This window comes from Streptomyces nodosus (genome assembly GCF_008704995.1).
Taxonomy (GTDB): Bacteria; Actinomycetota; Actinomycetes; order Streptomycetales; family Streptomycetaceae; genus Streptomyces; species Streptomyces nodosus.
Window position 1 is genome coordinate 2,534,011 of sequence record NZ_CP023747.1, and the last position, 13,613, is coordinate 2,547,623.

Annotated in this window: 10 protein-coding genes; 7 read left to right on the plus strand and 3 right to left on the minus strand. The window is 72.9% G+C overall.

Going from position 1 to position 13,613, the window contains the following annotated elements:
• Positions 1 to 117 precede the first annotated feature (117 nt).
• Positions 118 to 1,140: an NADP-dependent oxidoreductase gene (locus CP978_RS11545; RefSeq protein ID WP_043440043.1), complete on the minus strand. Its 1,023-nt coding sequence runs from the start codon at positions 1,138 to 1,140 to the stop codon at positions 118 to 120.
• A 167-nt stretch (positions 1,141 to 1,307) separates the two neighbouring features.
• Between CP978_RS11545 and CP978_RS11550 the strand changes: the two genes are divergently transcribed.
• Positions 1,308 to 1,742: a MarR family winged helix-turn-helix transcriptional regulator gene (locus tag CP978_RS11550; protein ID WP_043440044.1), complete on the plus strand. Its 435-nt coding sequence runs from the start codon at positions 1,308 to 1,310 to the stop codon at positions 1,740 to 1,742.
• 89 nt (positions 1,743 to 1,831) lie between these two features.
• On the opposite strand, the gene CP978_RS34830 is transcribed toward CP978_RS11550, so the two are convergent.
• A complete protein-coding gene (locus CP978_RS34830; protein ID WP_043440045.1) occupies positions 1,832 to 2,698 on the minus strand; it encodes an SCO2400 family protein in 867 nt (288 codons plus the stop codon).
• Between the two features lie 339 nt (positions 2,699 to 3,037).
• Between CP978_RS34830 and CP978_RS11565 the strand changes: the two genes are divergently transcribed.
• From CP978_RS11565 to CP978_RS11580, 4 genes are all read left to right on the plus strand, one after another.
• Positions 3,038 to 4,657 (plus strand): pyridoxal phosphate-dependent aminotransferase, encoded by a 1,620-nt coding sequence (locus tag CP978_RS11565; protein ID WP_150478202.1) that lies wholly within the window; start codon positions 3,038 to 3,040, stop codon positions 4,655 to 4,657.
• A 403-nt stretch (positions 4,658 to 5,060) separates the two neighbouring features.
• Complete coding sequence (locus CP978_RS11570; RefSeq protein ID WP_043440049.1) at positions 5,061 to 5,837, plus strand: LysM peptidoglycan-binding domain-containing protein; 777 nt, start codon at positions 5,061 to 5,063, stop codon at positions 5,835 to 5,837.
• 252 nt (positions 5,838 to 6,089) lie between these two features.
• The gene (locus tag CP978_RS11575) at positions 6,090 to 9,041 is read left to right on the plus strand and encodes a beta-galactosidase (protein WP_043440050.1); all 2,952 of its coding nucleotides are present in this window, start codon (positions 6,090 to 6,092) and stop codon (positions 9,039 to 9,041) included.
• A gap of 70 nt (positions 9,042 to 9,111) precedes the next feature.
• Positions 9,112 to 9,744 (plus strand): hypothetical protein, encoded by a 633-nt coding sequence (locus CP978_RS11580; protein WP_376697922.1) that lies wholly within the window; start codon positions 9,112 to 9,114, stop codon positions 9,742 to 9,744.
• Here the strand turns inward: CP978_RS11580 and CP978_RS11585 are convergent.
• Positions 9,728 to 10,612: an ATP-grasp domain-containing protein gene (locus tag CP978_RS11585; protein ID WP_043440053.1), complete on the minus strand. Its 885-nt coding sequence runs from the start codon at positions 10,610 to 10,612 to the stop codon at positions 9,728 to 9,730. The genes CP978_RS11580 and CP978_RS11585 overlap by 17 nt on opposite strands.
• 219 nt (positions 10,613 to 10,831) lie before the next feature.
• Here CP978_RS11585 and CP978_RS11590 point away from each other — a divergent pair, with 219 nt between their 5' ends.
• Together CP978_RS11590 and CP978_RS11595 are read left to right on the plus strand one after the other, a co-directional pair.
• Positions 10,832 to 12,301, plus strand: coding sequence for an acyl-CoA synthetase (locus CP978_RS11590; protein ID WP_043440055.1), 1,470 nt, complete (start codon positions 10,832 to 10,834; stop codon positions 12,299 to 12,301).
• 227 nt (positions 12,302 to 12,528) lie between these two features.
• Positions 12,529 to 13,566 (plus strand): rod shape-determining protein, encoded by a 1,038-nt coding sequence (locus CP978_RS11595; protein ID WP_043440056.1) that lies wholly within the window; start codon positions 12,529 to 12,531, stop codon positions 13,564 to 13,566.
• Positions 13,567 to 13,613: the final 47 nt, after the last annotated feature.

Below are 13,613 nucleotides of genomic sequence, written 5' to 3' on the forward strand. Positions count from 1 at the left end.
GTCAGCCGATGGGCGCCTCCGTCGTGCGCCCGCCGCAGGTAACTCTCCCCTGTGTGCAGGAACTTCACCGGGCGATGGCGAGAAGTGCCGCCGGGCGGCGTCCCGGGGCCCGGGGTGTCAGAGCTTGACGATCATCTTCCCGATGTTGTCGCCGCGCAGGACGCCGAGGAACGCCTCAAGGGTGTTCTCGATGCCCTCGACGACGGTCTCCCGGTACTTCAGCTCTCCGGAGCGGATCCAGGCTCCGGCCTCCTCCAGGAACCGGGGCCGGAGGTCGTGGTGGTCCGTGACCAGGAAGCCCTCCATACGGCCGCGGGTCTGGACGAGCCGGCCGAGGTTCCTGGGGCCGGGTGCGGGCTCGGTGTTGTCGTAGCCGGAGATCATGCCGCAGAGGGCGATCCGGCCGCCCCGGTTGAGGGAGCCCACGGCGGCCTCCAGGTGCTCTCCGCCGACATTGTCGAAGTACACGTCGATGCCGTCGGGGGCCGCGGCACGCAGCTGCTTGCGCACGGGGCCGTTGCGGTAGTTGAAGGCCGCGTCGAAGCCGTACTCCTCCAGGAGCAGCCGGACCTTGTCGTCGGAGCCCGCGGAGCCGATGACCCGGGAGGCCCCCTTGAGCCGGGCGATCTGGCCGACCTGGCTGCCGACGGCCCCGGCCGCGCCCGACACGAAGACGGAGTCACCCTCCTTGAAAGCGGCGATGCGCAGCAGACCGGCGTAGGCGGTGAGTCCGGTCATTCCCAGCACTCCCAGAGAGGCGGAGAGCGGCGCGGCGTCCGGGTCGAGCTTGACGGCCCGCGGGGCGTCGACGACCGCGTACTCGCGCCAGCCGGAGGAGTGCAGCACATGGTCGCCGGGCTCGATCCCCTCGGCGCGGGAGGCGACGACCTCGCCGACCGCCCCGCCCGCCATCGGCCCGCCCAGCTCATAGGGGGCGGCATAGGACCGGGCCGCGCTCATCCGGCCGCGCATATAGGGATCGACGGAGAGGTACTCGTTCCGCACCAGCACCTGTCCCTCGTCGGGCTGCGGGAGCTCCTCCTCGACCAGGGCGAAGTCCTCGGGCACGGGACGGCCGACCGGACGGCTGATCAGATGCCAGACGCGGCTGACGGCGGGGAGCGCGGGGGTGTCGGACATGGAACCCTTCCTCGGATGCGGTGCCGCCGCCGCGGGCCCCGACGCGTGGGCCGGGCACCGGGCGGACGTGCTGTGGGCGGGCGTGCCGCGGGAGAATGTTTCAGGACCTGAAACAACCATGCCCCTGAATATTTCAGGATGTCAAGCAAGCGGGTAGCCTGGACCTCATGGCCACGCAGAGGACACCCCGGACGGACCCCCTGACCCTGGAGGTCGTCGAACTCATCGGCACGGTCGTGGCCCGCTACCACGAGGAGTACGAGGAGGCGGCGGCCGAGCACGCGCTGACCGGCGCTCAGGCGAAGCTGCTGAGCCTGCTGACCCTGGAGCCGCTGCCGATGCGCCGGCTGGCGCAGAAGCTGAGGTGCGAGCCGTCCAATGTCACCGGGATCGTGGACCGGCTGGAGGCCCGGGGGCTGGTGGAGCGCCGCCCGGACCCGGAGGACCGCCGGGTGAAGCTGGCGGCGGTGACGGAGGAGGGCCGCCGGGTGGCCCGCGGCCTGCGCGACGCCCTCGACTTCGCCCGGGAGCCCCTGGCCGGTCTCTCCCACGAGGAGCGGCTGTCGCTACGGGCCCTGCTGCTGCGCATGCTGGCGGCGTGACCCCCGGGCCGACGCCGCCTCCCGGACGCGGACTTCAGTGCCGCGGCGCCGGTCACCGCCACAAGGCCCTGGGTGCACCACCGAAAGTCCTAGGTGCACCACCAGAGGAACCGGTCGCAGGTCTTCGACGGTGACGGGGTGGGGGTCGGGCTCGGCGGGGGCGGGTCCGCCGCCGGGGGCGTGCCGGGCTCCTCGCCGGCCGGGTCCGTCGCGCCCGGGGCCGGGTCGTCGGTGGACGCGGGCGGGGCGTCCGCGGACCGGCCCTCGGACCCGCCCTTCTCCTCATCGGAGCCGGACGCCGCATCCTGGGCGGACTCCGACGCCGAGTCCGACGGCGACTCGGAGGGGGAGGCGGACGCGGAGTCCGATGCCGAGGCCGACGCCGATCCCGACGCCGAGACGGCACCGGCCGCCCCCTCGCCCCCGGCTCCGCCGGACGGGGCGGAAGTATGCCCCACCGAAGCCGCGTCGTCCGCCGTCGCGCCCTCGGAGGCCGTGCCGTTGGGGGCGCCCCCCGGCGTCTCGGTGCCGAGTTCGGCGGCCAGGCTCAGACCGCCCACGGCCAGCAGCAGCCCGGCGCCCGTGAACAGCACCCGACGCCGGCGCCTGCGATGCGCCGCGGCCTTGCGCTCCCGGCGCGCGGACCGTGCACCGGGGCTTTCGTCCTCGTCGTCCGACGCCTCGTACTCCTCGGCCTCTCCCCGGCCGGGCGGCCCGGCCGGCGGCGGGACCTCGTCCGCCGAGGGCGTCGCGGCGGCCTCGGCGGGATCGCCCCCGCCGTCTCCGCCGTCCGCGTCACCGGCGCCGTCGGCACCCTGGTCCTCCGGGAGGCCGTCGCCGCCGGGGCCCGCGGCACCCTCGGCCGCATAGGTACCCAGCTGTTCGATCGAGGTGCCGCATCCGGGGCAGGCGAGGGCGCCGTTGAGATGTCTTCGGCACGGGTGGCAGTAGTCCATGACGCCGGAAGACTAGGTTCGACCCGGGTCACGTTCCTAGTCAGTCCTGTGAAGGTTGTGTGGTGAATCGGCCATTCCGGCGTGGCGCGTTACTCGTATCCACTCGGAGTACCGTCGCCTCGGAGCCCTCACCGCAGCCGTCGCGCGCGCCCGGCCGGACGACTGGGCGGGTGGCCGGACGGCGGTTTCCGGACCGGCGGTGCTTCGCGTGACGATCGGTTGAACAACACCGCCCCCGTCTCCGTATGAGTGGGTGGCCCGTGCTCTCCCCCCCCGGCACGGGCCACCCATAGACGACGGGCCCGCCGTCCCCACGGGCCCGCCCCATACGGAGGTTCCATGGCCGACAGCGTCACCTCTCTGTTCCGCAGTGCGGCGGCGCACAGCCCCTCGATGGCCGCGCTGGCACGGCAGGGCGGCGACGGAACCGGCCCGGTGGACTTCTGCATCCCCTGCAATCCGTACTTCCCCACGCCCGCCATGTTCGAGGAGATGGCGGGACGGCTGCGCGAGATCCTCACCTATTACCCGAGCGGCGCCGACACCATCACGGCCGAACTGTGCGACCTGCTCCAACTGCCGCCGCAGTGTGTGGCGATGGGCAACGGCTCGACCGAGCTGATCACCTGGATCGACCATCTGCTCGTCCAGGAGTCCCTCGCCGTCCCCGTGCCCACCTTCGGCCGCTGGACCGACCAGCCGATGGAGACCGGCAAGCGCGTCGACATGTTTCCGCTCCAGGAATCCAGCGGCTTCACCCTGGACCTGGCCCGGTACGCCGAATTCATCCGCAGACGCGGTTCACGCGTCGCCGTCATCTGCAATCCGAACAATCCCGACGGCGGATTCGTGCAACGGCAGGCGCTCATACAGTTCCTGGACGCGATGGCGGATCTGGATCTTATCGTGATCGACGAATCCTTCCTGGAATTCGCCGACACGGAGAACGAACCCAGTGTCGTCGAGGACGCGATGATGCGTCCCAATGTCATCGTGCTGCGCAGCCTCGGCAAGAACTTCGGTCTGCACGGCATCCGCTTCGGCTATCTGGTCGCCAATCCCTCGCTCGCGGGCCGGGTCCGCTCGATGCTGCCGAAGTGGAACCTCAACTCCTTCGCCGAACACGTGGTGTTCATGCTGAAGGAGCACGGCGCCGCCTACCACCAGAGCCTGCACCAGGTCCGGCGGGACCGGCTGGACATGGCCCGCGCGCTCTCCCAGGTCCCCGGTCTGACGATCTATCCGTCCCAGGGCAACTTCCTCTTCGTGCGCCTCCCCGTGGGCGCCGAGGGCACCGTGGTCCGGGACCGACTGCTCACCCGGCACCGGATCCTGGTGCGCGAGTGCGGCAACAAGATCGGTTCGTCCAGCCGCTTTCTGCGGCTCGTGGTGCGCCCCCAGGAGGATGTGCGCCGCCTGGTGGCCGCCCTTGGGCAGGTGCTCCAGGAGGCCGGGAGGGAGACCGCCGCGCCCGGGCCCGGCGACCAGAACGGCTACAGCTCGGGCACGGCCGCGGTGGACCGCCTCGTCGGCCGGACCAACGGGGCAGGCCTCAGGGGCATCGCCGCCCAGGCCGCGGCGATGCCGTCGCTGGCCCCCGGCTCGGCGCCGGACCCCGTACCGGACCCCAGGTCCGTGCCCGCCCCGCTGCCGGTGCCGCCGCTCCCCGCCCCGGCGGCACCGGTCCCCGCGCCCCTGCCCGCACCGGCGGCCGCCGCGCCCATGGCACCCGCGGCCGCGATGCCGCCGGGGATCGCGCCCGTCGCCCCCGGCCTGCCCGCCGGGGCGCCTCCCCTGACCGGCCCGCCCGGATATGCGGTCTCCGCACAGAACCGGCGCGGCGTGCCCGCCGCGGGCGGCCTCACCGCGGCACAGGTCCGCGGACGCACCCAGCCGGAGCCGGCCCCCGAGCCGACGGGCTGGCCCGCGGCGGGCGGGATGTACCACCAGGTCGGCTGAGCGACACAGCCCCGCGGCCGGTCCCCCTCCCCGGGACCGGCCGCGGCGTGCTTCGGGGCACAAACCGGCCACCATATGCCCGATTTGCTCGGAAAAAACACCAAACTCGCATCACGTCACAATTTCGCCCCTTGGGCCGCTTTTCGTGGAACCCGTGATGCACTTCACTTACGAAGCGCGCTAGTGCTTTATACGGCCCTTACCGTCCAGTTTTCCCGCGAGTCTCGCCCGACACGGTAGTCGGATGACAACTAGGCCGGTTAGTAAAAAGGGTATTTCTAGACCTATTCCCGGCGGCTAAGAATGTGCTCGCCGCAGCGCATCGCCCATCGAAAAGCGGTGCTGATTGTCGAGGGGAACCGGCAACTGCGGGTGATGCATTTCCTGGAAAAAGGACCGCACCATGCCCCTTCATGCCGCCATACGCTCGACCCGTACGCGCCGGCTCCGCGCCGGTGGCGCCGTCGCCCTCGGTTCGTTCGCCCTGGCCTGCACGGTCGGACTCGGGACGGCCCATGCTGCCGACGCCGCCCCGGCCACCACGGTGACCAAGGCACAGAGCACCGCCCGGACCGCCTACACCGTCCAGTCCGGCGACCACCTGATCGCGATCGCCCGCACCCTGAACGTGCCGGGCGGCTGGCAGGCCATCGCGTCGGCCAACAACCTCTCCAGCCCCTACACGATCTATCCGGGCCAGGTCCTGAAGCTGCCCGCCGGAACCACCGCGAAGACAGCGTCGTCCTCGGCGAGTTCCTCCTCGGCCTCCACGGCGTCCAAGGCCTCCACGGCCTCCACCCCGTCCTCGTCCTCGTCCTCGGCCTCCACCTCCGCCTCGTCCTCCGGCGTCAAGACCTACGCCAACAACCTGGACGGCTGGATCAAGGAGTCGCTGGACGTCATGGCCAAGCACAACATCCCGGGCTCCTACAACGGCATCTACCGCAATGTGATCCGTGAGTCCTCGGGCAACCCCAAGGCCATCAACCTGTGGGACTCCAACGCCGCCAAGGGCATCCCCTCCAAGGGTCTGCTCCAGGTGATCCAGCCCACGTTCAACGCGTACCACGTGTCGGGCACCTCGTGGGACATCTACGACCCGATCGCCAACATCACCGCCGCGTGCAACTACGCGTACCACCGCTACGGCTCGATCGACAACGTCAACGGCCCGTACTGACGGAGCCGGTGTCTCCTCCCGGGACGCCGCCCGTACCCGACCGTGCCCCGCACCGCTCTCCGGTGCGGGGCGCGGTCGTGCCCGCGCCCCCCGGGTGCCGCCGCCCCGCCGCACGTCCGGTCGGCCGCCGCCCATACCGGCTAATCCGTCCGCCTGCACCGATCTCCTCACGCGCCCCGCTCGTTGCTCTCTCCGAGGACCCTGCCCGACCGTGACGGCCGTCACGGCACCCGCGCCCCCGAGGAGACCCTCTTGGTGTTGAGCAGACGTACCTTCAGCGCACTCGTCGGCACCGCCGCGCTCGCCCTCCCGCCCGGCGGGAACGGCGAGGTGTACGCCGCCGCCGACGCCCCCGGCGGGCCCGCCACCGGACCGCCCGGCGCGGACGGACACCCGCACACGGTGGGCTTCGACGCGCACTCGATGCTCATCGACGGCAGGCGGGTCGTGCTGTGGTCCGGCGAGATGCACCCGTTCCGGCTGCCCAGTCCGTCCCTGTGGCGGGACGTCCTGGAGAAGATGCGCGCCCACGGCTACAACACGGTGAGCGTCTATGTCTCCTGGAACTACCACTCCCCCGCCCCGGGCCGGTACGACTTCACCGGCGTCCGCGACCTCGACCTGTTTCTGCGCACCGCCGCCGAGGTGGGGCTGTATGTCACCCTGCGGCCGGGCCCGTACATCAACGCGGAGGTCGACGCGGGCGGCTTCCCCGGCTGGCTGACCGCGACCCGGGGCAAGGCCCGCACCGCCGACCCGGCCTATCTGCGCCATGTGGACGAGTGGCTGACCGCGGTGAACCGGATCGCGGTGCGGCACCTGTACACCAGGGGCACCGGCACGATCGTCCTCTACCAGCTGGAGAACGAGTACGCCGACCATGTGACCGAGGCCACCGGCCGCGCCTACATGGCCCATCTGCACCACAAGGCCCGCGCCGACGGCATCGACGTACCCCTCTTCCACAACGACAAGGGCCGAAACGGTCACTGGGTGCCCGGCAGCTTCGACACGGGCGGGGAGCACGGCCGCTGGCTGTACGGCTTCGACGGCTACCCCTCGCCGTCCCGGACACCCCCGGACTGGGGGTACTTCGGCCCCGGCGGGGCGAAGGGCGGGGCCTCGGCCAGCCCCGGCACCCCCGGTTTCCTGGCCGAGTTCGGGGGCGGCTGGTTCGACCCCTGGGGCGGCGCCGAGTTCGACCGCAAGGGGTACGCGGAGTCACGCCGCACCCGGGACGCGGCCTACGAGCGGCGCTTCTATCTGACCAACCTCGCCAACGGCATCACGATCCACAACGTCTATATGACCTTCGGCGGCACCTCCTGGGGCTGGCTGCCCGCGCCGGTCGTCTACACCTCCTACGACTACGGGGCCGCCCTGGACGAGGCCCGGCAGCCCACCGCCAAACTGGTCCCGATGCATCAGCTCGGACATCTGCTGGGCAGCGTGCCCGAGCTGGCCGAGCTGGACCGGGCGGAGGACCTCGGTGTCGGCGGCGGCCCGGGGCTCAGGGCGTACCACCTCGTCAACCCGTCCACCCGTGCGCGCATCCACGTGCTGCGCAACGACACGGCCGCCGAGCTCGTGGCCGCCGTGCCGCTCTCCGGGGACACCCTGCGGGTGCCGGTCCCCGCGCTCGACGCCCGGCTGCTGGCCACCGGGCTCTCGCTGGGGCACCGGAAGCTGCGCCACTCCACCGCCCAGCCCATGCTGCGGCTGGCCGTGGGCCGCCAGGACATCGCGGTGTTCACGGGCCGTGCGGGCGAGACCACCCGGACCGTCCTGGAGTCCCCGACCGCCCCGGCCGTCAGGGTGCTCGCCGGACAGGCCGAGCACACCCACCGGGACGGCACGCTCCGGGTGGAGGCGCGGCTCGGCGGTCTCACCCGGGTCCTGGTGGAGGGCGCGGGGGTGGCCCGGCCGCTGCTGCTTCTGCTCGCCGACGACGAGACCTCCCTGCGGCTGTGGCGCCACGACACCCCGTCCGGGTCCCTGCTGGTGTACGGGCCCGCGCTGCTGCGCACCGCCTCCCTGCACGGCACGACCGCGCTGCTGACCGGCGACACCGTCGAGGAGGCGGACCTGGAGGCGTGGCTGCCGCACGGGGTGACCGAGGTCGCCTGGAACCGGCACCCGGTACGGACCCGTGCCACCCCCTCCGGCAGTCTGCGCGCCACCCGGCGGCTGCCGGGGGCGGGCCGGGTCCGGCTGCCCGCGCTGACCGGATGGCGCCGCAGGGCCGAGAACCCCGAGGCGGCCCCCCGCTTCGACGACTCGGCCTGGCGGAAGGCCGACCGGACGACGTCGTACAGCATCACCCCGGTGCCCGCCGGGCAGCCCGTGCTGCTCGCTGACGACTACGGCTTCCACTACGGGGACGTCTGGTACCGGGGCCGCTTCCCGGACGCCGCCGGCGCCCGGTCGGTCTCCTTCTCCTATGTCACCGGCACCCAGGGGCTGTTGATGGCGTGGCTGGACGGAAAGCCGCTGGGCACACATCGCATGCCCGTGCCCGGCAAGAAGACGGTGCGGCAGGGGACCTGGTCGGCGACGGCCACCTTCCCGCTCGCCCCCGGCACGGGACCCCATGTGCTGTCCGTGCTGGTGCGCCGGATGCAGCACGACGAGGACGGGCGGGCCGAGGACAGCCACAAGGCGGGGCGCGGGCTGCTCTCGGTCTCCTTCGAGGGCGCGACGCCCCGGGTGGCCTGGCGGATCCAGGGCGAGGCGGCCCCCGACCCGGTACGCGGACCGCTCAACAACGGCGGACTGTACGGGGAGCGCCAGGGCTGGCATCTGCCCGGGTTCGGCGACGGCGACTGGACACCGGCCGCGCTGCCGCGCACCGAGCAGGGGCAGGGGGTGATCTGGTACCGGACGGGCTTCCGGCTGGCGGTGCCGTCCGGGACGGACGCCTCGATCGGGCTGACCCTCACCGACGACCCGTCCCGCGCCTACCGGGTGCAGATCTTCCTCAACGGCTGGAACCTCGGCCAGTACATCAACGACGTGGGCCCCCAGCACACCTTCGTCCTGCCGAACGGTGTGCTCGACACCCAGGGCGACAACACACTCGCGCTGGCGGTGCTCGCCGACGGGACCACACCGGCCGGGCCCGGAAAGGTCGGGCTGACCCTGCTCGGCCGGGCGGCCGGAGGAGTCCCGGTACGACGGGTGCACTCCCCCGGCGCGGGGGGCTGACCAGGACGGCGCCCCGGGTACGGGTGCGAAGTGACCCGGACCGGGGCGCCGAGGGTGTTCCATGGGGTGCATGCCGTCCGCGAAGCGCCCCGCCGGCCCTTTCACCCCGCTCGACTTCCAGCTGGTGCTGCTGCGCCGCATGGCCGACCACAATCCCGACCTGGTGGAGGACGCCCGTCACACGCTGGGGGTCTCCCTCGCCGAGATGCGTGAGGCCAACAGGCGCTGGCAGGCGATGCTCCGCTCCCCGCGGTCCCGCTCCGCCGGCGCCCTCCCCCGCTCCGGGACACCCGTGACCCGGAGGTCCCTCATCCGTTCCGTCCTGGGCGAGCCCGAGTCGGCCACGCCCCGCAGGATCGGCGACCTCGACTGTGAGGCCCTGCTCTGGCCGGTGCCGCTCTGGCCCGAGCTGCGCTTCGAGGCGCTGGTCGGGCCGACCGGAGCGGTGTGGAACGAGTGGCTGGTGCGAGCGCCCGGCACTCCCGCCGCGCGGCCCCGGACCCTGGAGGATCTGACGCCCTGGTCGGCCACCGTCGACGAGGTGGCCCGCGCCTTCGCCCCGGCCCGCCCGCTGGAGGGCACCGCCCCCACCCGGTGGGGCCTGGCCTTCACCGCGCCGGACGCCTCGGGCACCCCGCACGCGTGCGCGGCGGAGTTCACCTGGGGGCTGTTGCAGCGGGTGCGGGTCAGCGGGCGGCCGTGAGGATCGCCTCCACCACCGGGGACAGCGAGCCCGGGTGCAGTCCGAGGAAGAGGTTGGGCTCGACGAGCTCCAGTTCCATCACCCAGGGCCCGCCGTCCGCGCCGTCCACCAGGTCGACCCGGGCGTAGAGCAGTTCCGAGGCCCCCGGCACCGCGGCCAGGGCTCGCTCGGCGACGGCGAGCTCCTCCTGGGTCGGGGTCCAGGGCTCCAGACCGGGATGGGCGACCTTCCGCTCGTCATAGGGGGTGCCGGGCGCGAGTACGGCCCCCTTGCGGCTGGCGTGCACCAGCCGCCCGCCGAAGAACTGAAGCGCGCGTTCCCCGTGGGTGTCGATGCCCCGCACATAGGGCTGCACCATCGCGGTGAACCCCTCGGCGTGCATCCGCGCGAGCTGCCGTACGGCGGTGTCGTGCTCCCCGCTCGGGTAGCGGGCGGCGAACCGGGCGCCCGCGCCCGAGGTGGGCTTGACCACGTACTCCTGGTCGTCGGGCAGCTCGACGGGATCGCCGGCGGCGATATAGCGCGTGGGGACGACCGGGACGCCCGCCGCGGCCAGTTCCCCGAGGTAACGCTTGTCGGCGTTCCAGCGCACCACATCGGCCGGATTGGCCAGCCGGGTGGCCTTCCCGCACCGCTCGGCCCAGGCGGCGAACTCCGCCGCCCGCCAGCTGTAGTCCCAGGTGGAGCGGATCACGGCCAGGTCGTACGCCGCCCAGTCGGCCTCCGTGTCGTCCCAGTGCACGGCCTCGGCCTCGGCCCCCGCCGCCCGCAACTCACGGATGAGCACGGGCAGATCATGGTCCTCCGCGACCTCGGGCCCGGGACGGCAGGTGACGAGCGCGACTCGGGCGGCGGCGGTGCGGGACACCTCTGTGCTCCTGTTCGTAGGACCGTTGCTGCGCGCAGGCTAACAACCCCCCGGGAAACGCGGCACCCCCCTTCCTGGCCTTCTCCGGGCCGGATGCCGTGCCGCCGGGACCGCGACCGCTCCGGGGCGGGTTCCGCTCGCTCTGGTGTAGGAACGAGGGAAGACGTCGGGGACGGCCCCGGTGTCCGTGCATCCGTATCCGACGCAAGGAGTGCGCGCGTGTCCTCCCTCTTTCCCGCTCTGCACGACCCCTCGGCCGGGGAGCGGCCCGCCCTGCGCTTCGGGGAGCGGGCCCTGACCTATGCGGAGCTGGCCGCCGCGGTGGGCGCGCTCGCCGGGCGGATCGGCGGCGCGCGCACCGGTTCGGGAGTCCCGCGGAGGGTGGCCGTGTGGGCCACGCCCTCCCTGGAGACCGCCGTCGGGGTGGTGGCCGCGCTGACCGCCGGGGTGCCGGTCGTCCCGCTCAACCCGAAATCCGGGCAGAGCGAGCTGACGCACATCCTCTCGGACAGCGCGCCCTCCCTGGTGCTGGCCGCCCCCGGAGCGGAACTCCCCTCACCCGTGAGCGAGTTGGAGCGCATCGAGGTGGCGGTGCGGGGCGTGGGGGCGTTCGCTCCGGCCGAGGCGGACGACGAGGACGCCGCCCTGGTCGTCTACACCTCCGGGACCACCGGGCCGCCCAAGGGCGCCGTGATCCCCCGCCGTGCCGTGACCGCCACACTGGACGCGCTCGCGGACGCCTGGCAGTGGACCGGGGACGACGTACTGGTGCACGGACTGCCCCTGTTCCATGTGCACGGACTGGTCCTCGGCATGCTCGGACCGCTCCGCCGCGGCGGGTCCGTACGGCATCTGGGCCGCTTCGGCACGGACGGCGTGACACGCGAGCTGACCGACGGGGCGACCATGCTGTTCGGGGTGCCGACGATGTACCACCGCATCGCCGAGGCCCTGACCGACGACCCGGCGCTGGCCAAGGCGCTGGCCGGGGCGCGGCTGCTGGTCTCCGGCTCGGCGGCGCTGCCGGTCCACGACCACGAGCGGATCGCCGCCGCGACCGGCCGCCGTGTCATCGAGCGGTACGGCATGACCGAGACACTGATGAACACCAGCGTGCGCGCGGACGGTGAGGCGCGCCCCGGCACGGTCGGCGTGCCGCTGCCCGGGGTGGAGCTGCGGCTCACCGAGGAGGACGGCACCCCGATCACCGCGTACGACGGGGAGACCGTCGGCGAGATCCAGGTGCGCGGCCCGAATCTGTTCACCGAGTACCTCAACCGGCCCGACGCCACCGCCGGCGCCTTCACCGCCGACGGCTGGTTCCGTACCGGCGACATGGCGGTGCGCGAGGCCGACGGATATGTGCGCATCGTGGGCCGCAAGGCCACCGACCTCATCAAGAGCGGCGGGTACAAGATCGGGGCGGGGGAGATCGAGAACGCGCTGCTCGAGCACCCTGGGGTGCGGGAGGCCGCGGTCACCGGGGAGCCGGACCAGGATCTGGGCGAGCGGATCGTCGCCTGGGTGGTGCCGGCGGACCCCGCCGACGCGCCCGGCGCCGAGGAACTGGCCGAGCATGTGGCCCGCCGTCTCGCCCCGCACAAGCGCCCGCGGGTGGTCCGTCATCTGGAGGCGCTGCCCCGCAACGACATGGGGAAGATCATGAAGCGGTCCCTGGGCCAGGGCTGACCGGCCCCCGGCAAAGACCCGGCGCCCTGGGGTGCGACGCGCCCGGGACCACCCGTCCGGCGCAGCCTCGCCCGGCCCATCTCGGGAGGCGCGGCCCCGGCCCACGGCACACGATGGACGAGGAAAGGCCCGCATCAGGGTGCTTCCGGCGGGCACCGCGGCGTTGCGGGGCCCGCCGGAAGGGGCCCTGGGCGACCGCCCACGGTCTGTTCTCGGAAGGTACCGCCATGACCGTCAGTCTGGACCAGTTGCGCCGCTGCCACTTCGCCGTCGATCTGGGGGCGGCGAGGACCCGTGTGTATGTCAAGGGCGCCGGGCTGGTGGTGGACCAGCCCAGTGCCGCCGCGGTGAACACCCGGACCGGTGCGCTGATGGCGGTCGGCGAGTTCGCCGAGCAGATGACGGGACGCACGCCTTCGTACATCCGTGTGGTTCGGCCCGTCTCCGGTGGCACCGTCGTCGACATCGAGATGGCCCAGCGCATGCTGCGCCATCTGCTGGGCGACCCGCTGCGCCGCAGCCTGCGCCGCAAGCCCCGGCTGCGGGCGGCCGCCTGCACCCCGCACGACGCGGATCCGCTGGCCCAGCGCGCGGCGATCGAGACCCTGGTCGGGCTGGGGGCCCGGCGGGTGGAGCTGGTGGACACCCTGGTCGCGGCCGCCGTGGGGTGCGGGCTGCCCGTCGAACAGCCCGAGGCCTCCATGATCATGGTGTGCGGGGCCGCCGCCACCCAGATCGCCGTGCTGTCGCTCGGAAACATCGTGACCGCCGAGCGGGTCCCGGTGGGCGGGGAGGCGGTGGACCGTGCGATCGTGCAACATCTGCGGCACGAGCACGCGTTGATGCTGCCGAGCCAGTCGGTGCGCCCCCTTCAGGTCGCCCTCTCGGGCAATGGGCTCTCCCCGAACGGCCCCGCCTCCACCGAGATCCAGGGACGGGACGTGGCGACCGGGCTCGCGCGGTCCGTGCGGATCGACACCGCCGCCGTACGTCTGGCCATCCAGACTCCGCTGACCGGTGTCCTCGACGGCATCGGCAAGGTGCTGCGGGACTGCCCGCCCGATCTGGTGGCCGACCTCGCCGACCGCGGGATCATGATGGTCGGGGGCAGTGCGCTGCTGCCGGGCTTCGACCAGATGCTCCGTCAGGCCACCGGCATGCCCGTGCACATCGCCGAACGCCCCGACATCTGCGCCGTGCAGGGCCTCGGCGCCATGCTGGAGGGCCGGATCCGCCCCCTGAACCTGGACACCCTGGCGGCCTGACCCGGCGCGCACACCGGGTTCCGGACGGGCCCTTCGGTCATGCCGGT

Bases quoted from the DNA above. Each gene is read 5' to 3' on its own strand.
- CP978_RS34830 (WP_043440045.1), bottom strand. From the start codon at position 2,698: ATGGACTACTGCCACCCGTGCCGAAGACATCTCAACGGCGCCCTCGCC.
- CP978_RS11545 (WP_043440043.1), bottom strand. From the start codon at position 1,140: ATGTCCGACACCCCCGCGCTCCCCGCCGTCAGCCGCGTCTGGCATCTG.
- CP978_RS11570 (WP_043440049.1), top strand. From the start codon at position 5,061: ATGCCCCTTCATGCCGCCATACGCTCGACCCGTACGCGCCGGCTCCGC.
- CP978_RS11595 (WP_043440056.1), top strand. From the start codon at position 12,529: ATGACCGTCAGTCTGGACCAGTTGCGCCGCTGCCACTTCGCCGTCGAT.
- CP978_RS11565 (WP_150478202.1), top strand. From the start codon at position 3,038: ATGGCCGACAGCGTCACCTCTCTGTTCCGCAGTGCGGCGGCGCACAGC.
- CP978_RS11550 (WP_043440044.1), top strand. From the start codon at position 1,308: ATGGCCACGCAGAGGACACCCCGGACGGACCCCCTGACCCTGGAGGTC.
- CP978_RS11580 (WP_376697922.1), top strand. From the start codon at position 9,112: ATGCCGTCCGCGAAGCGCCCCGCCGGCCCTTTCACCCCGCTCGACTTC.